This window comes from Sporomusa rhizae (assembly GCF_041428845.1).
Taxonomy (GTDB): Bacteria; Bacillota; Negativicutes; order Sporomusales; family Sporomusaceae; genus Sporomusa; species Sporomusa rhizae.
On record NZ_CP156925.1, the window covers coordinates 5,767,261 to 5,791,823 of the forward strand.

The 24,563-nt window shown below is 42.7% G+C and carries 25 protein-coding genes; all 25 read right to left on the minus strand.

The annotated features are described in order from the left end of the window. Position 1: 1 nt before the first annotated feature. On the minus strand, positions 2-310 hold the full coding sequence (locus SRRS_RS27040; RefSeq protein ID WP_371369938.1) for a MazG-like family protein: 309 nt from the start codon (positions 308-310) through the stop codon (positions 2-4). A gap of 158 nt (positions 311-468) precedes the next feature. Further along, complete coding sequence (locus SRRS_RS27045; protein ID WP_371364964.1) at positions 469-2,748, minus strand: PAS domain S-box protein; 2,280 nt, start codon at positions 2,746-2,748, stop codon at positions 469-471. 293 nt (positions 2,749-3,041) lie between these two features. Further along, positions 3,042-3,545 (minus strand): GNAT family N-acetyltransferase, encoded by a 504-nt coding sequence (locus SRRS_RS27050; RefSeq protein ID WP_371364966.1) that lies wholly within the window; start codon positions 3,543-3,545, stop codon positions 3,042-3,044. A gap of 454 nt (positions 3,546-3,999) precedes the next feature. After that, positions 4,000-4,968: an alpha/beta hydrolase family protein gene (locus tag SRRS_RS27055; protein WP_371364969.1), complete on the minus strand. Its 969-nt coding sequence runs from the start codon at positions 4,966-4,968 to the stop codon at positions 4,000-4,002. Positions 4,969-4,979: 11 nt separating this feature from the next. After that, positions 4,980-5,633, minus strand: coding sequence for a hypothetical protein (locus SRRS_RS27060; protein ID WP_371364971.1), 654 nt, complete (start codon positions 5,631-5,633; stop codon positions 4,980-4,982). Positions 5,634-5,893: 260 nt separating this feature from the next. Next, positions 5,894-6,670 (minus strand): IS21-like element helper ATPase IstB, encoded by a 777-nt coding sequence (istB, locus tag SRRS_RS27065; protein WP_371363668.1) that lies wholly within the window; start codon positions 6,668-6,670, stop codon positions 5,894-5,896. Further along, the gene (gene istA, locus SRRS_RS27070; protein WP_371363667.1) at positions 6,660-8,210 is read right to left on the minus strand and encodes an IS21 family transposase; all 1,551 of its coding nucleotides are present in this window, start codon (positions 8,208-8,210) and stop codon (positions 6,660-6,662) included. The genes istB and istA overlap by 11 nt, the downstream gene beginning before the upstream one ends. Before the next feature lie 397 nt (positions 8,211-8,607). Next, complete coding sequence (locus SRRS_RS27075; RefSeq protein WP_371364974.1) at positions 8,608-9,237, minus strand: TetR/AcrR family transcriptional regulator; 630 nt, start codon at positions 9,235-9,237, stop codon at positions 8,608-8,610. Positions 9,238-9,482: 245 nt separating this feature from the next. After that, positions 9,483-9,713, minus strand: coding sequence for a 30S ribosomal protein S18 (gene rpsR / locus SRRS_RS27080; RefSeq protein WP_371369940.1), 231 nt, complete (start codon positions 9,711-9,713; stop codon positions 9,483-9,485). Positions 9,714-9,734: 21 nt separating this feature from the next. Continuing rightward, on the minus strand, positions 9,735-10,130 hold the full coding sequence (locus SRRS_RS27085; RefSeq protein ID WP_371364976.1) for a single-stranded DNA-binding protein: 396 nt from the start codon (positions 10,128-10,130) through the stop codon (positions 9,735-9,737). A 27-nt stretch (positions 10,131-10,157) separates the two neighbouring features. Then, positions 10,158-10,442, minus strand: coding sequence for a 30S ribosomal protein S6 (rpsF, locus tag SRRS_RS27090; RefSeq protein WP_371364977.1), 285 nt, complete (start codon positions 10,440-10,442; stop codon positions 10,158-10,160). A gap of 173 nt (positions 10,443-10,615) precedes the next feature. Next, on the minus strand, positions 10,616-11,839 hold the full coding sequence (locus SRRS_RS27095) for an MFS transporter (RefSeq protein ID WP_371364980.1): 1,224 nt from the start codon (positions 11,837-11,839) through the stop codon (positions 10,616-10,618). A gap of 79 nt (positions 11,840-11,918) precedes the next feature. Beyond that, positions 11,919-13,025, minus strand: a complete 1,107-nt coding sequence (gene ychF / locus SRRS_RS27100; RefSeq protein ID WP_371364982.1) for a redox-regulated ATPase YchF — start codon at positions 13,023-13,025, stop codon at positions 11,919-11,921. 248 nt (positions 13,026-13,273) lie between these two features. Beyond that, positions 13,274-13,480 (minus strand): DUF951 domain-containing protein, encoded by a 207-nt coding sequence (locus SRRS_RS27105; protein ID WP_371364984.1) that lies wholly within the window; start codon positions 13,478-13,480, stop codon positions 13,274-13,276. Continuing rightward, entirely contained in the window at positions 13,461-14,333 is an 873-nt protein-coding gene (locus tag SRRS_RS27110) for a mechanosensitive ion channel family protein (protein ID WP_371364986.1), read from the minus strand. The genes SRRS_RS27105 and SRRS_RS27110 overlap by 20 nt, the downstream gene beginning before the upstream one ends. A 1-nt stretch (position 14,334) precedes the next feature. Beyond that, on the minus strand, positions 14,335-14,616 hold the full coding sequence (locus SRRS_RS27115) for a DUF3343 domain-containing protein (RefSeq protein WP_371369942.1): 282 nt from the start codon (positions 14,614-14,616) through the stop codon (positions 14,335-14,337). 12 nt (positions 14,617-14,628) lie between these two features. Beyond that, positions 14,629-15,231 (minus strand): sulfurtransferase-like selenium metabolism protein YedF, encoded by a 603-nt coding sequence (yedF, locus tag SRRS_RS27120; protein ID WP_371364989.1) that lies wholly within the window; start codon positions 15,229-15,231, stop codon positions 14,629-14,631. Then, complete coding sequence (selD, locus tag SRRS_RS27125) at positions 15,221-16,270, minus strand: selenide, water dikinase SelD (protein WP_371364991.1); 1,050 nt, start codon at positions 16,268-16,270, stop codon at positions 15,221-15,223. Before selD ends, yedF begins: the two co-directional genes overlap by 11 nt. Before the next feature lie 258 nt (positions 16,271-16,528). Beyond that, positions 16,529-16,906, minus strand: coding sequence for a RidA family protein (locus SRRS_RS27130; protein ID WP_371364992.1), 378 nt, complete (start codon positions 16,904-16,906; stop codon positions 16,529-16,531). A 20-nt stretch (positions 16,907-16,926) separates the two neighbouring features. Further along, positions 16,927-18,261 carry a CoA-disulfide reductase gene (locus SRRS_RS27135; RefSeq protein WP_371364995.1) on the minus strand — a complete coding sequence of 445 codons (1,335 nt, stop codon included), beginning with the start codon at positions 18,259-18,261 and terminating at the stop codon, positions 16,927-16,929. Positions 18,262-18,292: 31 nt separating this feature from the next. Continuing rightward, positions 18,293-19,681, minus strand: coding sequence for an L-cystine transporter (locus SRRS_RS27140; protein ID WP_371364997.1), 1,389 nt, complete (start codon positions 19,679-19,681; stop codon positions 18,293-18,295). 52 nt (positions 19,682-19,733) lie between these two features. Then, complete coding sequence (locus SRRS_RS27145) at positions 19,734-21,050, minus strand: serine dehydratase subunit alpha family protein (protein WP_371365000.1); 1,317 nt, start codon at positions 21,048-21,050, stop codon at positions 19,734-19,736. Positions 21,051-21,308: 258 nt separating this feature from the next. Beyond that, positions 21,309-21,563 (minus strand): TIGR03905 family TSCPD domain-containing protein, encoded by a 255-nt coding sequence (locus SRRS_RS27150; protein WP_371365003.1) that lies wholly within the window; start codon positions 21,561-21,563, stop codon positions 21,309-21,311. A gap of 164 nt (positions 21,564-21,727) precedes the next feature. Beyond that, the gene (locus SRRS_RS27155) at positions 21,728-23,494 is read right to left on the minus strand and encodes a sigma 54-interacting transcriptional regulator (RefSeq protein WP_371365005.1); all 1,767 of its coding nucleotides are present in this window, start codon (positions 23,492-23,494) and stop codon (positions 21,728-21,730) included. 129 nt (positions 23,495-23,623) lie between these two features. Next, positions 23,624-24,553, minus strand: a complete 930-nt coding sequence (locus SRRS_RS27160; RefSeq protein WP_371365007.1) for a cation diffusion facilitator family transporter — start codon at positions 24,551-24,553, stop codon at positions 23,624-23,626. Positions 24,554-24,563: the final 10 nt, after the last annotated feature.

The window sequence follows — 24,563 nt, forward strand, 5'->3', positions numbered from 1 at the left end:
TTCACCTCTTCTGTCGGAGATGGCGGCGGTATTCACTCATATCTCCAAACCAACGTTCAATTTCCGGTTCTTGTTTTATATTGTGTCCAAGCTTAGCATTTACAATCTCATCCAGTTCAGCATAATCAAATCCCAGGCGGCGGCCAAGGACAAATGCCAGTATAATTACCTGTGCAAGCGCTTCCCCGATAGCCTCCCGTTTATTAATAGCCATCGCTTGATATAGTTTGCCCACTTCAGCCAAAAGATCAGCCTTCAGGCCTTCGATCAACCTTAGTTTGCGCAAGATATCCGATCCCTGGGAGAACACCAAAGATCCCCTCCTTAGTCCATCCTTTTATATTCTAAAGAGCAGTCAGTATTTCCTTCTTTTATCTTGCAGGAAAATAGTATAAGCCCCGGAGTAACCGGGGCATTAAAAATACTACATAATATTATTAGTAAAAATTATAGCTAGTTTGCCGAGCACTATTCCTGAAAACACAGAAAAAAGGTTGTTCCCTCCGAGCTTGTCGAAACTGTAAGTTTTGCATTATGCCGTTCAGCAATACCATAGCAAATCGCTAATCCCAGACCAGTACCGTTTTCCTTGCTTGTCAAAAATGGCGTGCCGAGCTTTTCCATGATATTGAGAGGAATGCCTGTACCTTCATCTTGCACGGCCAAGACTACCTGCCCTTCTTTCTGGTAGGTTCGAATTGTGACGGAGCCATCCTTCGTCATAGCATCCAGGCCATTACGGACTAAATTAAGCAATAACTGGCGGATTTCTTTTTCATTTAACTTAAGCCTATCAATTTCGCCTAAATCTAACGTAATATTTTTACCGGCGGCGATGGCATCTGTTGTTAGTAAAGGTTCCATAGCCCTGATAATATCATTTAAGTCCGCTTCATTAGTACTTGACTGCTTGGTTTTGGCTACAGATAAGAATTCTGAAATAATCGAATTGGCGCGGTCAAGTTCACTGATCATAAGCCCAAAATACTCCCGGTACTGCTGACACTCCGGCTTTCTTTGCAACATTTGCAGAAAACCCCGAACCGTTGTCATTGGATTTCTAACTTCATGACTGATACCTGCCGCCATTTGGCCGACTAGATTCAGCCGGTCAAGTCTGAGCATTTCCTTTTCCATAAGCTTTATTTCAGTAACATCGGTCGTCAGTGACAGCATATGCGGCTGCCCGTCAAGTATTATTTTTTCTGCCGATAGTAAGCTGATACGCGTTTGTCCATCCTTCGTGTAGAAAACGATTTCCCTATTGTGAATATAGCCTACCTGCCAAAACTCTTTCCATAGCCCACGCCCCAATTTCGCGTCGCAAATACCACGCTCTAATACAGAATATCCTATCAGTTCCTCCCTAGACCAGCCAGATGTTTTAACAAAACTATTATTAACATCAACTACTTTTCCCCTACTATCGTAGATGGACATAATGCTGGGGCTAGCATAAAATGCAGTATAAAACCGATCATTCGCCCGGCTAAGTTCCCCTGTACGTTCCTCGACCAGTTGTTCTAACCGTTCCTGATAGTTCTCTAACTGATTTTGCATGTGAATATAATTAGATACATCTATAGCTGTCTGCAACAAACCAACGGCAACTCCGTCAACTTCTATCCGTTTTAAATTCCAGTCCAGATCAAAATCAGTTCCTGACGGCCTCCAAGCGGAGATTGAGAAAGTTTCTCCCGTTTCGAGAGCCTTTCTGCAGATTGCGACTCTTTGTTCTGCATATTCCTTTCCGAACACTTCGGTAAAGACCTCACGAATGGTCCGGCCTATTAACTTTTCTGGTATAAAGTTCATCCTACTGGCAATCCATTTGTTGACTTGAGTGTATCTCAGCCGGGTATCAAACAGGGCAATTCCGATGGGAACTTGGTCAAGAATTGCCTTAAATGTCGCTAAATGCTTTTTATCCCGAAGTGCCAAGGACACATTGGTCAATAACGGTTGAATATACTCACAGGCCCTTTCCACAAATTCCAACTGCCCTTTGCTAAAACCGGCAGCCGAAGTATGGAAAATAATACAGCCTAAAGGACTTTCCTTAACAAATAACGGCACTGCAACAGTAGCCCCTGGATCAAAGCTATCGGAGTCCTCAAAAATTATCTGTCTTTCAGGCAATTCCGCAATGCTGAACTCAACCGGTTGGCGTCTGAATACTGCCTCCATCAAATGAGCCAATAATTTTTCTGATACAGGTTTCCCGATAATAGACGGCGCCAAGTTATATGCATAGTTAAGCTGCCAAACATTGTGTTGGTAGGTACAACCTGTAGCCGCATCGCAATTCATTCCTTGTGCCATTTGATCTATTACAGCCTGAATAAATTCGTCGACATCGGTCGCCTGTATCGATAGCTTACGAATGTTATTCAACGTCTCATTCAGTCTGCATAAACATTTTTTATCAGAAATATCCCGACAGAAAATCATTAGCCCTTCCGGGCATGGCACCGCACGAACTTTTGCCCAGACATTATTCAAAGTGTCAAAGGCTTCGAAAACCACCGTCCTACCTGTAGTGACCGCTTCCTGATATTTAGTAAAGAACGGATACATGTTTTTCCTGCCCAATGCAGCACATATATGTCGGCCTATAAGCTCGTCGGAAGTTCTACCTAATAGTTTCAGCGCTTTAGAATTTACATAAGTGATTCGCCATTCACGATCAAGACTCAAAAAGGCGTCACTTATATTTTCTAAGACACTTGCGATACTGCTATACTGCACAGACTTTTCCTCCCCTAGTGCTAGCCTGTCAGACATTCATCCACCTTATATGTTAACTTTTACAAGTTTACCAATTATTTACACGGGTATATATTCCCTGTAATTCTACATATTCCTTTTTTTTGAAACAAAAATAGAGCAAAAATCCTAAGTTTTTTTAAGATTTTAGCCCTATTAGCGGCTTATTAATGACTTAAACAACAAGATCGCCACAAAATGATTTGCTTTTTACACATTGTTAATTACAGCATGAATAAACTTATGCTTTGTATACTGATAAAATTTACAAAGGGTTAACTCCTCTTTTGAAAGTACTCGCTTTTTAGCATCGAATATATAATTTGGTCCAAATAGCCACGATCCGCTTTATAATTCTGCCTTAACACTCCATCGCGATGCAACCCCAAACCTTCGTAAAGCTTAATTCCTACCACATTATCCGGATACACATCTAGCCAAAAGCGATTGGTGTTTCTCTCTTCAAATGCATATTTGATAAGCGCACTCAAAACTTCTTTGCCATATCCCATCCGTTTATGGGCAATTACAATTCTCCGAAGCTCAAATATATCTGATTTGAAATCTAATCTGATTAAGGCATAACCAATAATTAAACTATCTTCTTTACGCCTAACTACAAAAAGCAAGTGGTTTTTATCAGCAATTTCAGCCTTATGTTCTTCATAGGTACCCGTCCAGATAAACTTCTTATTGTCCTTATGATTCTCCAATTCAATAATAGATTCAATATCAGCCTCAGTTGCATCCATTATATAAAGACGATCTGTTTCAATCATTCCAGAGCCCCCTTAATTGGATTTTATTCCCTTTTATATTGTCATTTCGTTGCCTTGGATGCCGGCACCTGCCGAATTTGGCGCTCTCAGTTTTAAAATTTCATTGACTGCATCCACAAAAAGAAAGCCTCAGAAAGAACCAATACTTATCATGACCTTTATATGCAATAATTTACTTTTTTAATATAACTCAACTACATTTACGGTTTAACCCCTAGTGAAAGACCTATGAAATGCTTATTATCCTCCTGACAAGCATAACTATACATTAAAAAGCCCCCTAAAAATTTTATATATTTTGCTCAAAAAAATCTTCCTTTTTGGCCTGAATAGATTTATTCCCATCCTTGCCATTAAGGAAGATTCTTCATGCTTATTTATACTTAATTTTCTGCAGTCTCTTTGAAACTAAGATAGGAACCCGTGCAAAACCCAGAAGTTATTAATTTTTTCATTATCTGTTCATTTTTCTCAACCAATCGGAAATATCCTTTAAAATTATATTCATATGCTTGCTCAGTTGATGATCCCATCCCTTATACTCAATATATGACAAATTCTTCTTACCTTTCTTAGTAAATTCTTCTTCAACTGCTCTTGAACTTTCGACAGGCGTAGATATGTCTAAATCACCATGCAATACTAAAATGGGAGTGTCTATTTTCAATAATTCATCTAAAGGTCGATAATCCATAAAACTTGACCAACGTTTAAAAGGCCAGCCTAAGTATTGCTTAGTAAGGGAATTGGGGTCTTTTTTTATTTCTTCCATAGTCATATCCAATTTTAGCAGCTCTTTTCTATAAACTCCCATATTGGGAAGCTTTGATTGTTGTAACAGTTTGAAATCATCGTACTGTGAGAGTCCTCCCCCCGCCATTATAATTAAATTAGAAACTTTTCCCTTATTCTTTAAACCATTATAAACTTTAGGCAATATTGCTCCACCATCGGATGCCCCAACTAAAATAACTCTTTTGTAGTTATTTTCACTTAAAAAATCATCTACAACTGTAACTGCAGATAAAGCCCTTTCCTCAACTGTATAATGACTTATTACTTTTAAATCATTACTATAATCTTTTGCTTGGCCAATATTTATTTTTTCAGGAATCAACATGTCAAAATTGGCAGAACAATATTGATTAAGTGTATTCAGCATACTGGTAAAATACGGTTTATTTTTTTGGTTAGTACCGATTACTGGAGTCAATTCACTGCCATTAAGGTAAATAATCAGATTTTTATTTCCTACTTCTTGATTTTCCTTTTTTAAGATATAGTAGTTTATAAAATCATCCCGATTTTGGATGGTTTTTACTTCTAAATTATAGGACGGCTCTGCTGAATATACTCCAGTTGGTAATAGGCACATTATACTTACTACCATTATGCAGATTAGCAATAGCGACTTTTTCACCATAACACCTCTCTTTAATTTTTCTTACTTGGCATTAAGATATTTCCCGATGACTCTGTCTTATCATTAATAGTCTTTTCGGTATTAGTTTTAGGAATCGTAGTCACAATTTTATTTGAAGCTTGTTTGAGTATTTTCTCAAAATTTCTCATAGTAATTGGTTTCTTTTTTATATCAATTAAGTCAAGATAAGAAACACTTAATTGCGAATCTTTATCTTTATAAGAAATCCTCTCGTTAACTAAATATTTCTTATTGATTATATCTACAATTTTAAGCTGTAAACTACCTTTTGAGGTGACTGATTTGCTTAAAAGGCTACTTGAAGATTCATTTATCACAGGCTCAATTTCTAGGATGACTACAAAATCAGTTTTATCTTTAAAGACCTCAAGTATATCAACACGCTCAGCTTTTGATAAATCCTCAATCCCTATTTTTTTAAAATCTTCTTTATAATTATCATTTTTAACAATCGTGTAATTCTTGGATAATTCAGGCTCTATGCTTTTGACTAGTTTTTGCTCTAAATCTTTATCGAAAGCAGTTTTGGCATTATTAATATAAATAGGAAAAACAGTAGTTTTCCCTGGTTCAGGAATAGAGTTAGCAAATGCCGTAATATGGGAAATCAATAAAGTAAAAACTATAAAAAGGATTTTTTTCATTTTACCACTCCTTATTTTTAAGACCATTGTCGCTAAAACGATGGCTATTTTTTTTGATTATTTTTTAGATAGGTAAATGGTTTAAGTGATTTGCATAGCTGATTTACTCCTTTCTTAATATAGCCGGGACAAAGTACATGAAGGGTGATGTGTGTATCAGCTCTTCTGAATATTCTTGTGCGATGAAATCGCAGTTCCGGAAACAAGGAAATCATGAGTCCGGAACTGGAAATCATACTTTGGTAGTCCAATGCCTTAATTTATTCGCTTAGTCGTTTATCTAATCCATAAACCTCTCTCATCGATAAATCTTTCGTTGGATCAATGCTTTCGATATTTATCTTGTACGAATCATGAACGATTCGATCAAGAATGGCATCAGCCAGAGGTGAAGCATCACCGCCAAGTTGATCATACCAACCTTCATGCCTGTATTGAGAACAAAAGATTGTAGATGAACGTTTTCTTCGTCGATGAAGGAGTTCGAAAATGTCCTTTGCTTCATTTTGAGTAGGTTTCAAAAGTAGCCATTCATCAATTATCAGAAGAACGGGATTAGAGTATTTCATCATTACTTTTTTATAAGTGCCTTCATCCCTTGCATGTTCGAGATCTAGAAGTAGATCCGGCAGACGAACATACTGTGTTTTGTAGTAATGCTTACAGGCTTCCATGCCAAAGGCATTGGCAAGATATGTTTTACCACAGCCTGTTGCACCAGTGATGAAAATATTTCTGAATTCTGCGATGTACTCGCAAGTCGCAAGGCGTTTGATCAAATCTTTGTTGATTTTTCGTCCTGATGAATAGTTGATTCCCATAATACTGGCATCCGGTTGCTCAAACTCAGCATTTTTAATGAGGCGATTCAAGCGATTGTTTTTTCTTCTGGTATATTCAATATCAACCACCATGCCCATACGGTCTTCGAAGTCAATCTCCTTCATCTTAGGATCAGAGACTTGTTGCAGATAAGCTTCGGCCATTGCAGTTAAACGCATTTCTATAAGTTTATCAATTGTTGGATTATTTATCATTGCCTTTACCTCCATAGTAATTTGCACCGCGTGTTACGCCATAATTGTTTTTCGGGGGATTCTCTGTGCCTGGTTTTAAGCTCTCTTTAATTCCTGTGGTAAGAATATTTTTGATACTCTTATAACTTGGACTTGCTGTGTAGCTCAAAACTTTCTCACAAGCCGATTCAAGACGTGATTCTGAATGTCTTTCGGCTAACTTGAGTAATCCCATGCAACTTTTATAGGTTTGTTGTTCCACGCGGCTGGAGGATAGGATGGCAATAATGACTTTATGAGTATTAGTCCCAATTTTTTTGGCCCAATGCTTAAAGCGATCTCCATTCCATTCTAGATACTTCTGATGATCCGGCGGCATATGTTCCAGAATAGTATTGTATTGCCCCTTGCGGCCGTAAAGGCGTTTATGAGATGCAATACGATTGTGATTGTAAAAGATTTCTAAGACTCTATCAGTTACCCTCACATCGACTTTGAGTTTGATGTATTCATATGGAACAGAATATAGCATTCCTTCGAGTGATATGTGATAATTAAACTGAACGGTGGCTTGTTTCCAGTCCGCCAGTTCGTAAAAGGTAGCTGGTAGGGGGCTTAGGAAAGGCAACTCTTCGTGGTGGAAGAGGCTCCATCTGCTACCTTCTTTCTTTTGAAAAGTTCTTAAGTTAAATGCTTCGAGTTTTTCTCGGATTGCAGCATTAAGTTCATCCAAAGAGAAGAATTGTTCATTTCTAAGCGCAGCGGTTATCCATGTGGAAATGTTGCCAACAGTACCTTCAACATTTGCTTTATCTTTAGGTTTTCTAATCCTAGCTGGAATAATGGCAGTGCCATAATGTTCAGCCATTTCATGATAAGTTACATTAAGTTTAGGTGTATACCAATCTTTTGTATGAACTACAGCAGTTTTGCAGTTATCTGGAACAAGAATTTTTGCAACACCGCCGAAGTAGTTGTACATATGGACATGAGCCGTAATCCAAGCACGCTGCTTTTCATTGATAAAAGCCTCCACATAGGCGTACTGGCTATATGTCATAACACCGACAAAAAGATAAGCTTCAGTAACCTCACCAGTATCAGGATCAATAATCTTTGCTGGATCTCCAGCCCAATCTACTTCGACCTGTTCAGCTGGTTTGCGGCTAATATGCATCGTAGCACGACGTTTTTGCTCATCTTGCAAAAGGTAATGGCAGAACTGCGAGTACATAAGCGGTTCATCGCCGTTTAGTCGGCAGTCTTCTAAATATTCAGTCCATAATAATTTTTTACTTACACCATTTTTAAGCAATTCCTTACGAGTGTGGACTAAATCGGGGAGTCGTTTATTCCCAAAGTTTTTCTGTTCTTTTGGAAACATCAAATTTTCCAAAGATTTGTCGGTCATTGATTCGTCTAAAGGCCATGATATTCCTAGCTCTTTAGCACGGCGTTGAATCTTTACGACAGTTTTCTGAGCAACACCACAACTTTGCATGATATTACGTTGTGAGAATCCTAGGCTTGTCAGCCTAAGGATTTCTCTGTACTTGGTCATAAATTTGACCCTCCTAATAATGAATTTACATCATTCGATGTATAAATTCATTATAGGACAAGCAATTATTGATTTCTGTTTGCCGGTATGTTGATTTCCATTTAGTCGGTATACTGATTTCCAATCACCGGTCAGGTGATGACTTTGAGACCGGAATACTCAGCTCTTCGGCAATCTTACTTACTTCTTCCCAGGACAAGGATGGGGCAAATGTTATCGGTATACCATGAATAAGCATAGGTATGTCGTTCTCCTTTCACTTTTATAGCAAATGACAAGTTGAGGCAATTTAACAATGCTGAATGGCATAGAATTAAACAATAATTGAACTATGTTCAAATAATTGCCCGAAAAAACCGCTCATCCAAATATCTTGGATAGCGGATTTTACCTTATGTTATGGCTCGTCGGTTAACATGATATGAATCGTTTTTTCCTTCGCTCCTAATGCTTTCTCAATAAGAACTTCTGCCATCATTAAGCGATAAGACAAGATGTCGGCAGATGTTTTTTCATAGATTACTTCGCTTAAAAAATCCATGATTAGCTTGATGTAATCTGCAGCGGTTGGAGGATGTGATATGCAAAAATCCCGATTCTTTATTCCCTCGTCGATAATCTTCAGCAGCCAGGGTGATAGCCAGATATCAATTTTCCGAAACAGTTTATCTTTAATATGCAGATTCTTAGTATCATATATCATATTGAGCAGATGTCCGTCTTTATAACTGATTTTCCGAAGCACAGCAGCTAGCATTAAAGCCAATTTTTCAGACGGGGAAACATTGTTTAAACAAGTGATTTCCTTTACCTCCGACACAAGGTGAGAAGCGTGGCGATCAAGCAGGATCTCTAATAGTTCTTCTTTTGACTTAAAGTAGTAATACAACATTCCCTGAGCAACACCCATTTTACTAGCGATGTCTTTAATGGTAGTTCCATGATAACTCTTAGTAAAAAAAAGCTGATCGGCAACATCTAAAATCTCGTTTATACGAATTTGAGGATCCTGCGGAGTTCTGGCCATAATGCACCTCAATAAATTGAATTATGTTCAAATTATAACCACAATTGAAAATAATGTCAAGGATTAAATTCCCTTTTTGTTGACGGGTTGTCATGAACTTAGTTCTCCTATTATTCATATTTACCCTTTATACAAATATCTGCGTAGACTAAAAGTTTGTAGAACTGCCTGACAATAAGTTGAAAACAAAAAAGTGACTAGATCTAGAACGAAGTTCAAGACTAGTCACTTTACTTTTGTTAGGTTTATTCTGCAGTGAACGGCAGAAGGGCGATATTACGAGCCCGTTTAACAGCCAAAGTCAACTGACGCTGATGTTTGGCGCAGTTACCGGAAATGCGGCGCGGCAGAATTTTGCCACGTTCGGTGGTGTACCGGCGCAATTTCGGAACGTCTTTGTAGTCAATATCGGTTACTTTATCAACACAGAAGCTACAAACTTTTTTCTTAGGTTTGCGGCCTCTTTCGCGTTTCATAGCCATTTTTTTACCCCCCTTTTAAAACGGTATTTCCTCATCAGGGAAGACATCTTTGCCGAACGAATTTATATCTATATTCCCGGCGTCCCCGCTGGACGCCTGTCTACGTTCCAGGAACTCGATGGACTGCGCCACGACCTCGGCGATACGGCGCTTTTGACCATCATTGGTTTCATAAGAGCGAATTTGCAACCGACCGTCAACCAGCACGCGCTGACCCTTGGTAAGGTTGTTGCCGCAGGTTTCGGCCAGCTTTTCCCATGCTACGATGGGGATAAAGTCGGCGTTGTTCTGACCCTGTCCACCACCAAAACGGTTAACTGCCAGGTTAAACGACGCAACTGCTTTACCGCTCTGGGTGTATCTTACTTCAGGATCTTGTGCCAAGCGACCGACAAGGATGACTTTATTCATATATCCTCATACCTCCTGGCTCAAGAATTAGTCTTCCAATTTAATGACCATATGCTTAAGAACATCATCAGTAATCTTCAGCACACGCTCCAGCTCGAATACGGTAGCTGGCTCGGCAGTAAAGTTAATGAGGGTGTAATACCCTTCCATAATGTCCTTAATCTCATAGGCCAGACGCTTTTTGCCCCAACGGTCTACTTTATCAACAGTGCCGCCGGTTGTTTTAATAATGTTTTCGAACTTGGCGATAGTAGCGTTGATAGCTTCTTCTTCACCAGTTTTAACAATAATCACGACTTCGTACTTTCTCACGAAATCACCTCCTCCTTTGGACTTGTGGCCCCCGATAAGGGAGCAGGGAAGGTTTTGAAATAACAAAACCATGTCACAATATGTATTTTTGCGACTAAATTATTATATCATTAGTTGTCCGGCAATTGCAAGGAAAATACAAAGATATTTGCTAAAAGTTACTTCAATCCGGTTTAGACGTCTCGTGCGTTAGGGTTAGCAAGTTTAGGGGCAGCGTGTTTAGCGCCCGGTTGGGGAATGGCAAACGCTAAACCCACGGCGACAACTAACGGCAAGAGTGACCATAATAGCGCGGCCTCAAGACCAATTCTGTCGCCTAATGCTCCGGTAATAGCAGCTCCTACCCCGCCTAAGCCAAAGGATAACCCCAGCATCATACCTGATGCCATCGCAGCATTGCCGGGAATGAGCTCTTGCGCCCAAACTACCGAGGTAGGTGCTGTGCTTTGCAGTAATGCCCCAATAACGGCAAGCAGCACATAATTAACAGGTGATGGACCAAAGTTTGATAAAAACAGATACGTAACCGGCAAACAAATTACCAACGAGCCGATAACCCCTGATTTGCGTCCTATTTTATCGCCCAGCCAGCCACCAATGAGCGCCCCAAAAGAAGCACCCATGAGAAAAACGGTCAGCATACTTGCTGAAACAGCTGTGGGCTGCCCCATTTTAACTAACGCTACCGGTAAAAAGGTAGTCAACGCTACCTGCAGCCATGACCGAAGCGCCGTAACAGCATTTAAAAGTATTAACCCGGTAGATTTATACCAAGGCTCTTCCTGAGTGTCTGCGTCAATTTCAGTCCGTTTACCGGCCGGGCTAATGTCCACCTTATGCAATCCCGCTAGGTATGTAGCTAAAGTAACCAGTAATCCGGGAATAATAAGCCAAAGTATTCCTTCTGTGCCGCCAACGTCTAAACAATATAATATAATCGCAGGCGCTACGGCAAACCCAACGTTGCCGCCAAACACAAACACCGACATCGCCGTACCTTTAGTCTTCTCGGTAACTACTTTTCCCATCAGACTTGCCGCCAGCGGATGAAAAACGGACGCACCCAGTCCGGCAATGCCTACCAGCAAAAATAAGGCAACAATGCTGTCTGCTAAACCTGCCATGCAAATAAATACTGCGCTAACCGGCGTAGTAACAAGAATAAGCCACCCATAACCATACTTGTCAACTAGATAACCGCAAAGCGGCTGCAGTACATTCGAGATGACCGCATAGGTCATAACAAGCATCCCGCTCAAGGTCAGGGACAAGCCGAGCTTAGCCATAACTACAGGTAGCAAAGCCGGCAAAAAGTTAGCGTAAAAATCGCTGAAGAAGTGTCCTGCTCCTAGTAATGCCACATGGAAGGCTACAGATCCTCTTAGTTTCTCCCCCATATTCCCACCTCGCTAAAAAAGAAGAGAGCGGCCTAGGGAAAACCGCTCATGGTTTTAATCTTTGAACTGCAATTATATACTATACATTAAACCGGAAATACGTTACATCGCCATCCTGCATAACATACTCTTTACCTTCAAGGCGTACTAAGCCTTTTTCTTTGGCGCCTGCATGCGAACCACAAGCCATTAGGTCGTCATAGGAAACGATTTCAGCTCTAATAAACCCGCGTTCAATATCGCTATGAATTTTCCCGGCGGCCTGCGGCGCTTTGGTTCCTTTGACTATTGTCCAGGCCCGGACTTCCTGTTCACCAGCGGTAAAGAAGGTCATTAGTCCCAGCAGACTGAAGCTGGCACGAATCAGTTTATCGAGACCGGATTCTGCCAAACCCAAGTCCGCTAAAAACTCGCGGGCTTCCTCGTCATCAAGCTCAGCGATCTCGGACTCAACTTTAGCCGATACTACGATAACTTCGGCACCCTCATGCGCGGCATATTCACGAACCTTGGCAACATGCGGATTGCCGCTGGCATCGGCAGCTTCCTGTTCGCTGACATTGGCAACAAACAAGGTCGGTTTTAAAGTCAACAGGAATAAATCCCTTAACAGCGCGGCCGTGTCTTCATCGTTAACAACCCGTCGGGCAGGTTGACCGTCAGTCAATGCCTGCTCTACCTGTTTGAGAACCTCCAACTCCGCTTGCGCTTTCTTATCACCGCTTTTCAGCATCTTCTGTAACCGTTCGATGCGTTTTTCCACTGTCTCTAAATCAGCGAGACATAGTTCGGTATTTATTATTTCAATATCCCGAATCGGATCAAGACTACCGGCTACATGAGTAATGTTATCATCAGAAAAACATCTAACTACTTGTGCTACTGCGTCAACCTGACGGATATGGGACAAAAATTTATTGCCAAGTCCTTCGCCTTGCGCAGCTCCGGCTACAAGACCGGCAATATCCACAAACCGCATAGCCGCAGGCATTGTCCGCTTAGGATTATACATCTCAGTCAGTTTTCCCAGACGGGCATCAGGTACATCAACAACCCCAACATTGGGCTCAATCGTGCAAAAAGGATAATTGGCGGCCTCGGCTCCAGCCTTGGTAATGGCATTAAACAGTGTACTTTTGCCGACATTCGGCAGGCCTACGATACCTACTTCCAAATTTGTGCTCATTATACTACTCCACCTTTAAAGGCTGGTTCAAGAGTACAGCCTGATTGTTTTTTGAAGTTAACATTATCCTGTGACTAACTTCCTCGAAAACTCCCCGCCGGAGATTAAGGCGGCTAGTCCCTGGATAAGTGCGACTAAAATTTAAGTGGGGCTATCTCCCCCACCTGAAGCAAGTCTACTTTATTGTAAGATAATGGCGGTTTAAATTCAAGCTTTTCCTTGAGCCACCTAATAAAGATCGCAAAAAATCAAGTATTATCGGAAGGGGGAATCACGGCCTTAACGCCTTTTTCAAATTTCGGCCGTGGAATCATGACCTGCCGGCCGCATTGCAGGCATTTGAGCCCGAAGTCAATGCCGGTGCGGGTAATTTCCCAGCGATCACCACCGCAGGGATGCGGTTTTTTCATTTTCACTATTTCGCCAACTTTATAATTATATTTTTGCAGACTCATGCTGTCCTCCTGTTTGAGCGACCTTGATTTCGGCCAGTCGAACCCCGCCTAACGGTTGTGGCGGGGGTATTTGGGCTTCGGTAAATTTTTCTTTTATTAAACGGCGCAGCGCTGTTTCGACTTTAACTTGCTCTAAGGGTACGGTTTTTGCCGTCAGACGAATAATCACTTCTCCTGCTCTAAGATCAACTACACCAACAATGTGGGGCCCATCCAGCACTTCATGCATACTCTTGCCAACGGCGATGCAGGCCTCGTCCAAAAGGGTAAAAACCTGCGCAATATCCGCCTCGTACGGAACAGGCACATTGACAACAGCCTGCATATGGCCTCTGGTATGATTGCTTACCTTGACCACCGATCCGTTAGGAATAATATGAAGAATACCATTGCCATCCCGCAACTTGGTAACGCGAAACCCGAGTTCTTCTACCGTCCCCGACATATCGCCAATAACAACATAATCGCCAACGCCATACTGGTCTTCCAGGATGATAAAAAAGCCGGTAATAAAGTCTTTAATCAGGCTTTGCGCACCAACGCCCAGCGCCAAACCTATAATGCCGGCGCCTGCTACAATGGAGGTAGTGTCAATTTTAAATTCCTGCAGAAGCATAACCGCAACGATAAAGTAAATTGTATAGCGAATAATGCTGTGGAGCAGACTGCTTAATGTCCTGGCGCGTTTTTCCTCTAAATATAACGTCTTAGCCCCGGGCTTGGGGATAAAAAACTGTTCAACAATCACATTGGTAACGCGAAGCACGATTAATCCACCGATAACAATTGTCACCAGCCGAATTATCCGCACCGCTGTGCTCCACCAAAAATCAGATGTTAGTAATTGTTCCACACTAACCTCCGCACTCTAATATTTTTTCATATATATATGCAGTACCTGTGTGAGTTCGGCTGAATAGCTTCGACCACCGCACATGGTCATCGGCAAGCAAATTCATAACCTTGTCTTGTCCTGATGCCATAAATAGCAGACACTGGCCGCAGCTAATATCAATTTCCCGGGGAGTTGGCAGCGCATAGATGGCAATGCCGTGTTTACCCAGAACTTTTTCGGCCTTGATGGCGTGGTGTACCGAATCAAAGGAAATCAGCCTGTCATATTGCTGATATGTAATAAAATCACCTGCTTATAAGGTCACTGTTTTATGAGTATTGATTGTTTCCAAAATCGTATACATATTGGTTATTTCACCTATTGCCAGTTCAGACTTGCATTGATAAAAGTCCAGGCAGGTACCGCAGGACAGTATCGTTACGCCCCGCCCGGCAAGCATTGTCAACTGCTCTACTACCGGTGATCCTTTAATAGCAAGCTTTACCCCGCCGTTAATAAACAGCAAAGCCAGGGGCTGAGGCTTTACTTCCAGCAGGGTACTCATAAACGCCTTCATCAGCACAGCCCCCAGTTCGGGTGAACCGTGTCCCAGTGTATTCTGGGTAACGAGGTAAACTTGACTGCCAGTTTCTCCATCTGCAGCAGTACTTTTTCCGTTTGGAGCGGCTTTATAATCTGCCCCTTTAACAATAGTAATATAGTACTGTCCGTTTTGTTCCTCTACGCCTGCTCCCAAAGCATTGGCAGCGGCAAATTTGACTACATTGTTCTTAGCTACTTCATTATCAACAATAACGGTAAGCCGGCCTGATGCAAGCTCTTCCACCGCCCGTTTGGTTTGGATTACTGGCTGTGGACAGGCTAACCCCCGGCAATCAACAGTTTTATTTGACATGAACTTTCCCCTCTCCCATTCCCGTAACTTCGCCAATAATCCGCGATGCCGCCAGCCCTGCGGCCTGCAGTGCCGCCAGTAGGTCTTCTGACTCTGCTGCAGGAACAGAAAGCAGCAACCCCCCTGAAGTCTGCGGATCAAAACAGATATCTCTGATATTCTCCGGAACATCCCCGTCAAAATCAACTTGAGTAAGATACATACGGTTAGAATACGCCCCGCCTGGTACAAAGCCCATGGCGGCGGCATCGGCGGCTTCAGGCAGCAGCGGTAATGCCACACTGTCAAGTTCTATGTCAACTTGACTGCCAGCAGCCATTTCATAAACATGCCCGGCTAAACCAAAACCGGTAATATCGGTACAGGCATGCACCGTATAGCCGGCCGCAACTTTAGCTGCAGTGGCATTGAGCGCCGCCATACTGTCAATCGCTGCTTGAGCGCCCTGAGGAAACAGGTCGGCCCGGGCCGCCGAGGACAAAATCCCCGTACCTAGCGGCTTAGTCAAGAGCAGGCAGTCCCCTGGCTTAGCACCGGCGTTTGTCCAAACTTTATCCGGGTGAACTAGGCCGGTAACAGACAGGCCGTATTTCGGCTCGGTATCATCAATGGTATGACCGCCGATGATTACCGCCCCCGCTTCGGCGACTTTAGCCTGGCCCCCTTTAAGAATGGCCCCTAATACCTCTCCCGGCAGTTTGCAGTTAGGAAAGGCTACTATATTTAATGCCGTTAATGGTGTTGCCCCCATGGCATACACATCACTTAGACTGTTGGCGGCGGCAATTTGTCCAAACAGATAGGGATCATCAACAATTGGTGTAAAAAAGTCTACTGTCTGGACTAAGGCAGTGCTCTCATTCAAGCGATAGACACCTGCATCGTCGGATGTATCAATGCCCACAATGATATTGGGATGCTGCATTGCCGGCAAATGCTTCAATACTTCGGCCAGGTCCCCTGGCCCAACTTTAGCCGCTCAACCACCCCGCTGGGTATATTCTGTAAGTTTGATCAAGGTATGCCACCTCCTTTTCATTGACTCTTACTATATATTATACCCCTGAATAAGTATAACCTGCTTGTACTGACAACCTTTTTTATGAAATGTCACGATAAAGTAAACATGGCTTGCTCCGAGCCTCTGGCGAAGAGGAAGCCGCTGTTACCCTTATCCTAATTTCGTGAAGTAAGTACATCCTGTTAGGGAGAAAATACCCCTCCTCTTGTTTGAAATATATAACTCAAACAAAAGGAGGGGTATAGTTGAAACTATTACTTTTTGCGGTTGGCTAGATTAGCACACGGCAATTAATTCAATTTCCACCATGGCGTCTTTAGGCAGTCTGGCGACTTGAACACAAGCCCGTGCCGGAGCCTCTGCAGTAAAGTAAGTGGCATAAACACCATTCATAGCTGCGAAATCATTCATGTCTTTCAGGAATACCGAAGTCTTAACCACATTAGCGAAGGTCAGTCCCTCCGCAGCAAGGATGGCTTTTAAGTTTTCAAGAGATTGGCGGGTTTGTGCTTCTATTCCACCCTCAGCAAACTCACCTGTTGCCGGAACAACAGGCAATTGGCCGGATATAAACAAAAATCCATTAGCCTTAATGGCCTGAGAATAAGGCCCAATCGCTTTAGGGGCAGAGTCGGTATGTACTACTTTTTTCATAATAACATCCTCCCTGTATCTTATTTTGCCGCATTTGCAGCAATATTCAAGGCGTCCCATGGGCGGGAAAACGGCGGGGCATAGAAAAGATCCATCATGCCCAGTTGATCGACTGTCATGCCGTTCCAAACTGCTGCTGCCAATACGTTGGCGCGTAAGGCTGAACCATAGTTGCCGGCAACCTGGCCACCTAGCAATACTCTGGTCTCCTTATGATATACTAATTTCACAAAAATATCCGATTGACCAGGCAAGTAATTGCTGTGGTTTTTATCGCGAATAAACACCGTCTTGTAAGGCAGCCCGGCTTTCGCAGCTTCTTTTTCGGTTAGCCCTGTCCGGCCTGCTTCCAGTTCCATTACCCGGATTGCTGCCGTCCCTAGAGTTCCCGGGAATATGGCATCCCCGCCGCCTAGATTTTCACCGATAATCTTACCGATTTTGTTAGCCGTCGTAGCCAAGGGTATATAAACATTTTCTCTTTTGACTAGATGCCATACACTAGCACAGTCGCCGGCGGCATAGATATCGGGCAGACTGGTTTGTCCATGACCATCAATAGCTATGGCTCCGTTTTTCAGCATCGTTATCCCGGTATTCTGCAAAAAGGCCGTATTCGGCTTTACTCCTACGGCTACTACAACCAGATCAGCAGGATATTCACCCTTATCAGTAACAACACCGGTAACACTGATATCTCCCTGAAGGGATGTAACGGTTTCAGACACCTGCACAACAGTGCCGGCCGCAGTCAGTTCCTTTTCAAATATATCAGTAATTTCTTGGTCAAAGAAATCGTGCATTACCCGTTCATCTAATTGCAGTATCCGTACTCTCTTACCCAGTTTAATCATTGCTTCCGCAAGTTCTAAACCAATAAACCCAGCACCAATAATAACTACATCTTTGATTTTGTCTTGGTGTGCGGCTTGCTTTAGCATCAAACCGTCAGCCATTGATTTTAGGGTAAATACATTTTGCAGGTTGAGATTGGTAATCGGCGGTTTAACCGCGGCCGCTCCGGTAGCTATCAATAACCGGTCATAAGACTGTGTGAATGTTTCGCCACTGTCCAGATTCTTTACGGTAATAGTTTTGGCTTCTGCATCGACAGCAAGTACTTCATGTTTAATTTTAACAGTTATCCCGCTATTAGTAAACTGTTCTACTGTTCTTGAAATCATAAAATCGGGATCATCAAAACTATCGCCTACAAAATAAGGTAAGCCACAGGCTCCGAACGAAACAATAACCGATTTTTCGTAGACAATAATTTCGGCATCCGGCAGCAGCCGCTTGGCTTTAGCTGCTGCACTGGCTCCAGCTGCCTCTGCCCCAATAATAACGATTCTCATGACAATTCTCCTAACCTATCGCTTATCGCGTTTAATCTGCTACTTCTTCAATATCTTGATTATATTTGTTAACGTCTACCTCATTCAGCATCTTGCCGGCAACGAGTCCGGCTGTCATGGCACCGCTAACGTTCAAGGCTGTTCTGCCCATGTCAATCAAAGGCTCGATAGCAATTAACAGGCCAACAAGTCCTACAGGTAACCCCATTGTCGACAGCACAACCAATGCAGCAAAGGTTGCACCGCCCCCTACCCCGGCGATACCGAAGGAGCTAATGGCAACGATAACGACAAGTTTGACCAAAAAGCCAAATTCAAACGGATTAATACCAACCGTCGGTGCTACCATGATTGCCAGCATGGCCGGATAGATACCGGCGCAGCCATTTTGGCCGATACTGGTGCCAAAAGAAGCCGCTAAATTGGCATAAGCCTCAGAAAGACCCAATTTGTTAATCAAAGTCTCGATGGTCAGCGGCATGGTGCCGGCACTGGTACGGGAAGTAAAGGCAAATATCATAACAGGAGAAATCTTCTTAACATAGGTAAATGGATTGAAGCCCATAAACGTCAGGATAAGCATATGGATTATAAACATAGTTATCAGCGCACAGTAAGAAGCCATAACGAATTGAACCAGCTTATAGATTTCGGCAAAATTACTCGTTGAAACAAAGCCTGTCATCAGCGCTAGAACGCCGTAAGGTGTTAACCTGAGTACCAGAGTAACCATTCGCATAACTACGTCATGGCAGGAGTTAATCGCTTTGATAAAGAAATCGGCCGCTTCTGGTTTTTTCTTCTTGATTCCCAGGACAGAAATACCAATAAAAGCTGAGAAAAATACTACTGATAAAGTGGCGTTACTGCCCTGACCGGTTATAGCATAAAATGGATTGCTAGGAATAATCTCTATCAATTGCTGCTGCACCGGTTTAGCTTCAAAAGAAATTTTCTTACCCTCCACTGATTTTTGGGCACTAAGCTCTGCTTCCCCGGCCTGCAGGCTTGCCCCATTTAGACCAAAAGTCAGTGAATAACCTGCACCAACAACAGCTGCAACAGAAGTAGTAAGAAGCAAAATAGCAATAATCAAAGTACCGGCTTTACCCAGAATTTTAGTATCTTTCAGGTTGGTAATCGCTGAAGTGATTGAAACAATGATTAAAGGCATTACAATCATTTTTAACAGCCGCACGTATCCGGAACCAACAACATCAAACCAGGTGTTAGATTGTTTCACTACAGCCGAGCTTGGGCCATATATCCCTTGCAAAACTAAACCAAATAAAATACCAAGGCCCAAACCGGTCATAACCCGTTTACCGAAACTCATGTGCCGCTGCTGCATTTGGAATAGAATGTACATAAGTACAAGCATACCAGCTAAGTTCACAAGAACCGAGGAAAGTTCTCCCATAATAACACTCCTTATTTTTGCTCTAATTTATTGTTTGATTACTAAAGATATGCTAGCACAATTTCTTATTAATCATAATATCAAGGATTATCTTATCGGCTTCTAATGATCCCTGATTGCCCAGGCGGCAAAGATTATCAATAGATTTTTCCACATCGACTTCAATAATTCCGTCAGTTGCCTGAATATTGCGTCCTGCCAAAGCAAGGGTTGCCGATTGTACTGCCGCATTTACGCAGGTAGATACTTTCATAGCACAACCGGCTTTGGCACCATCACACAGCATACCGGTAACATTGCCTAGCATGTTTTGAATTGCATATTTGACTTCATTCAGCCCGCCACCCAGCAAATAAGTAATTCCGCAGCTGGAGCCTGTTCCGGCAATAGCAGCGCCGCACAAAGCCGATAACCTTCCAAACTTTCTCTTAATATAGATTGTTATCAAGTGACTGAGGGTAACTGCCCGCAGCAAGGTTTCCTCATTAACAGCTAATTTTTCACCTACGGCAATAACAGGCAAGGTAGCACACAAGCCTTGGTTGCCGCTGCCTGAGTTACTCATGACCGGCATGATAACGCCTGCCATTCTGGCATCTGAACCAGCAGCCGCAAGCGCCATAGCCCGGGTAGCAAGGTCATCACTTACATAGCCTTTGCTGATACCATCATGCAGAGTTTTGCCAACTTGCAAACCATAAGTATGTTCTAAGCCTTCCATTGCTACTACCTTATTAAGCTCAATACTCTGCTTTACAAGCTCCAATTTATCAACATTAACCTTCATGGCAAAATCCCAAACCATATCCAGGCTTATTGCCGCATCTTCCGCTTGAGATTCGTCAGCTCTATCTTTGGCAACAATTTCCTGATGCAGTATTTGTCCGTCTTTCTCAATCAACACAATACCGGTATGTTCATCGGCTAGCACAACTTTAGCATAGCTGTCGGCAGTGTGGACAACGACCTCAATATACAGTTTCTTTTCGGTATCAGCCAAAGACACTTGAATCAAGCCGCCGGAAATCATTGCTTTGGCCTCAGCTACCTGCTCCTTGGTTATACCTGCCAATACCTCCAGCTTCTTTTCGTGGGCACCGGCCACAACTCCTAATGCAGCCGCTAATGCCACACCGCTTTCATCTGTTCCGGGAATAGTGACTGCCATAGCATTTTTAATTACATTGCCGCTTGCAACTACCTGTACATAGTTAATAGCACCGCCATCACTGTAATGTTTGGCTAAAGCTGCAACGTAGGCAATAGCTACGGGTTCAGTACATCCTAAAGCCAATACCAATTCCTTTTCTAAAAGCTGCATACAAATACGCTCAGAGGCGGTAGTTTCTGGAGTATGACTACAATTCATTTTATTAATCCCTTCCCTTTGTTCATTTTTGTATAGCAGAAGCTGCTATAACTTGCGACTAGTAAACATTCATTGCAATTTTGATGCCAATCATTAAAGCGCTGTAAAACTGCGGCTTTTCGGCATGTTAACACAGCACATATTCTCAAATTGCGAACTTTTTATTGTCGCAAGCTCATTTTTCCCAGAAACTACGCACCTTCTCAAAACGAGAATTTCTTCTCAAATTGAGAATGAACTTCTATTTTTTATTTCTATTCAGCTATTTTTTCTATCCTTGCTGATATTCTCGGCCAGCGCCTTAGCTAACTGGTCGGTACAGGAAGTTTTGTTTTGACATACATTTCCACTGAGTTTGGCAATAACCTCTTGCACAGGCATTCCCTCGATCAGTATGCTAATAGCCTTCAGATTGCCCCGACAGCCGCCAACAAACTTAACGTTTTTAACCTTACCGTCTTCAATTTCATAATGAATTTCTTTAGCGCAAACCCCTTTTGTTACATACTTCATTTTCCTGTTCTCCTTTCTTACTTGCAGCAGTCTTCACGCAAAAATATTTCTGCGGGAGTTATTGCTGTATTACTATATTCCATTCGCAAGATTGATGCCAATTTTTATTCGCTATAATAAAAAAACTGCAACTACTATCAAGAAGTTGCAGTTAGCCTTACAATTTAGCCTTCTAAACCTGGTTCTGCGTACTCTTTTAGTTTTCGATACAAAGTGGCTTTACTGATTCCTAAGGCTTCAGCCGCCTTGGCTTTGCCTTCGAGCGTAGTTCCAAACTTGGCCAGCGCCGTTTGAATTAACTGGCGTTCAGCCTGGGCAATAGGCATGATATCCAAGGATATGGTTTTGCCGCGCTGAATACGCCGGGAAACATTCTGCCGGGAAATGGCTGCTCCTGTTTCTGTACTGACAAGATACTCCATAACATTCTCCAACTCCCGCACATTGCCCGGCCAGTCGTAGTCCACTAACAGCGCATAGGCATCATCGTCAATGCCGGTTATTTCTTTGGCGTACATGACTTGATATCTGTCTAAGAAATCCTTTATTAGCTCAGGTAGATCATCTTTCCGCTCCCGCAGCGGCGGGATTGTAACCGGAAATACATTAATCCGGTAGTAAAGGTCCTGCCGGAATTGTCCATTCTTGATCATCTCTTCTATATCTTTATGGGTTGCCGAAATAATGCGTACATCAACAGGCTGCGATTGTGTAGCACCTACCCGTTCAATTCGCTTTTCCTGCAAAACTCTCAAGATTTTAGCCTGCAATTGCATCGGCATATCCCCAATTTCATCAAGAAACAGTGTACCGCCATTGGCCAGTTCAAATTTTCCCGGCTTACCGCCGCGGCGGGCACCGGTAAAAGCTCCCTCTTCATAACCGAATAATTCTGACTCCAGCAGGTTATCCGGAATGGCCGCACAGTTTATTGCAATAAATGGCTGCTGCTTGCGTTGGCTGCTGCAATGCAATAGTCTGGCAAACAATTCTTTGCCTGTTCCACTTTCGCCCCGGATGCAAACGGATGCATTGGTGCGCGACGCCATGGTAATAGCTTCTTTAACTGTTTTCATACCCGCACTGTTCCCCAGAATGCGGTTGCCGCTGCAGTCTATTTCCAAGCCATAGCGTGATACAATTTTCTTAACCTTAGCCATCTCCTGTAAAGTGGCCACGATGCCTTTTATCCCACCCGAATCAACCCAGACATTCACCGTCATAATACAATGAAGCTGGCGGCCGGCAATCCAGCAGGAAATCTCTCTATTGGCTCTTTCTTTGGCATGGCGCAATAAGGTTTCAGCCGAAAGATCTACAAACACTTGGCCGACATTCATACCCATGATCTTGTCAGCAGGTATCCCGATCATTTTCTGGCCAGCAGCATTAAAATCGACAATGCATCCATTGCAGTCGATAGCAATAATGCCTTCGTGAACGGTATTTAATACTGTCTCCAATTGTATTTTGGTATCTTCCAATTGTGTCAGCTGTTCTTGCTCAATTACTTTACTCGCTAATAAATCAGCCATTTTGTCCAAAAAGCCAAACAAACTCTGCTGCTGGCCTAATAAGGTCTCTTTTTGCTTGGCAGTGAAAGCAACCAACGCAATAACCCCAACGGTTTGCTTTTCAACCACTATCGGGCAGCATACCTGCGCCATTTCCGAACAATACTGCTGCGCTTCGCAGGCTAAACAAACACTGTTCTTGCCCGGATTGTCAATAATGACGCCTTTACCGGACTGTAAGACCTGGTCGAAGATAGTAGCCTTTATGGGCATATTGCTAACATCCCCGGCATATCGCCCCGTACCTGCTATACGGCGCAGCTCATTATCAACAACCGTAACCTCAACACCTAGCACACTGGCAATCGCTTCAACAACCTGCTGAACACTTTCTTTAATGTTAAATAATTTAGACATATTCTGCTCCTGACAATAGCAAAATTTAAGCTGTTTAAGACTTAAGAGTGCCCCATAGAAGCACTCTTTGTTTGTACAGCTTAATTATAGCATCAAGTCTGATGTTTTTTTATTTGTCTGCGAATTATTTTATTCATGTTTGCATTTTTCCCTGCAGTCCAAAGGACAGGCACCAAAACCATTGTCGTAATAGTCGCATGGTTCTAAATGGATGATAACATCACAGGGCTCGAACCGCTTTTTAATTAAGACTTCAATTTCATCACACACAGCATGCGCTTTATCCAGATGCATATCTTTCCGCAGGATCAAGTGCATGTCAATTAACCGGAAACTGCCTGACCGTCTGGTTCGAAGTTGATGAAAATCAATCACCGCCGGGTGACTGTGAACAATCTCCCTGATCTCTTCTTCCTCCACCTCAGGTAAAGTAACGTCTGTCAATTCGTAAACACTTTTCATTGTCATATTAAAGCCTGCTTTGAAGACGATGACGGCAACCGCAATAGCAATTACCGGGTCAAGCCAATATAAACCGGTTATTTTTATAACACCTAACCCTATAAAAACACCCACACTGGTCCAAATATCGGCTTTAAGGTGAAGTGCATCAGCCTCTAAGGCATGTGAACCCGTCAGACGCGCTACGGTATATAATTTATTGGATACCCAGTAGTTTACGGCAACAGATAAGGCCATTACTACCAGACCGTATTCAAGAAATTCCGGAGCATGCGGACTATTTATTTTTTGTACTGACTCATACACAATCCATAAAGCGGCTACTACAATAAGCACTGCTTCAAAAGCAGCCGAAAGGTTTTCGATTTTTCCATGCCCATACGCATGCTGGCTGTCAGGTGGTTTACTAGACTTTTTTACAGCAAAATAAGCCACAAGGGCAGCTATCAAATCAACAGCAGAATGAGCAGCCTCAGAAACAATACTAACAGCACCAGTAGCTATGCCGACAAATAATTTTAGCACAACAAGCAATGTATTCGATATTACCGACAGACGTGCTGTCTGTTGCTTTAGCCTACTATATTTTGTCTCCAAGCCTCTCCCC

What these genes read in the sequence shown, in the direction of transcription:
- ychF (WP_371364982.1), bottom strand. Translation starts at nt 13,025, where the DNA reads ATGAGCACAAATTTGGAAGTAGGTATCGTAGGCCTGCCGAATGTCGGC.
- SRRS_RS27130 (WP_371364992.1), bottom strand. Translation starts at nt 16,906, where the DNA reads ATGAAAAAAGTAGTACATACCGACTCTGCCCCTAAAGCGATTGGGCCT.
- istA (WP_371363667.1), bottom strand. Translation starts at nt 8,210, where the DNA reads ATGACCAAGTACAGAGAAATCCTTAGGCTGACAAGCCTAGGATTCTCA.
- SRRS_RS27140 (WP_371364997.1), bottom strand. Translation starts at nt 19,681, where the DNA reads ATGGGAGAACTTTCCTCGGTTCTTGTGAACTTAGCTGGTATGCTTGTA.
- istB (WP_371363668.1), bottom strand. Translation starts at nt 6,670, where the DNA reads ATGATAAATAATCCAACAATTGATAAACTTATAGAAATGCGTTTAACT.
- SRRS_RS27060 (WP_371364971.1), bottom strand. Translation starts at nt 5,633, where the DNA reads ATGAAAAAAATCCTTTTTATAGTTTTTACTTTATTGATTTCCCATATT.
- SRRS_RS27075 (WP_371364974.1), bottom strand. Translation starts at nt 9,237, where the DNA reads ATGGCCAGAACTCCGCAGGATCCTCAAATTCGTATAAACGAGATTTTA.
- SRRS_RS27055 (WP_371364969.1), bottom strand. Translation starts at nt 4,968, where the DNA reads ATGGTGAAAAAGTCGCTATTGCTAATCTGCATAATGGTAGTAAGTATA.
- SRRS_RS27150 (WP_371365003.1), bottom strand. Translation starts at nt 21,563, where the DNA reads ATGAAGTATGTAACAAAAGGGGTTTGCGCTAAAGAAATTCATTATGAA.
- SRRS_RS27085 (WP_371364976.1), bottom strand. Translation starts at nt 10,130, where the DNA reads ATGAATAAAGTCATCCTTGTCGGTCGCTTGGCACAAGATCCTGAAGTA.
- SRRS_RS27135 (WP_371364995.1), bottom strand. Translation starts at nt 18,261, where the DNA reads ATGAGAATCGTTATTATTGGGGCAGAGGCAGCTGGAGCCAGTGCAGCA.
- SRRS_RS27145 (WP_371365000.1), bottom strand. Translation starts at nt 21,050, where the DNA reads ATGAATTGTAGTCATACTCCAGAAACTACCGCCTCTGAGCGTATTTGT.
- SRRS_RS27155 (WP_371365005.1), bottom strand. Translation starts at nt 23,494, where the DNA reads ATGTCTAAATTATTTAACATTAAAGAAAGTGTTCAGCAGGTTGTTGAA.
- SRRS_RS27105 (WP_371364984.1), bottom strand. Translation starts at nt 13,480, where the DNA reads ATGAGTCTGCAAAAATATAATTATAAAGTTGGCGAAATAGTGAAAATG.
- rpsR (WP_371369940.1), bottom strand. Translation starts at nt 9,713, where the DNA reads ATGAAACGCGAAAGAGGCCGCAAACCTAAGAAAAAAGTTTGTAGCTTC.
- SRRS_RS27095 (WP_371364980.1), bottom strand. Translation starts at nt 11,839, where the DNA reads ATGGGGGAGAAACTAAGAGGATCTGTAGCCTTCCATGTGGCATTACTA.
- yedF (WP_371364989.1), bottom strand. Translation starts at nt 15,231, where the DNA reads ATGTCAAATAAAACTGTTGATTGCCGGGGGTTAGCCTGTCCACAGCCA.
- SRRS_RS27050 (WP_371364966.1), bottom strand. Translation starts at nt 3,545, where the DNA reads ATGATTGAAACAGATCGTCTTTATATAATGGATGCAACTGAGGCTGAT.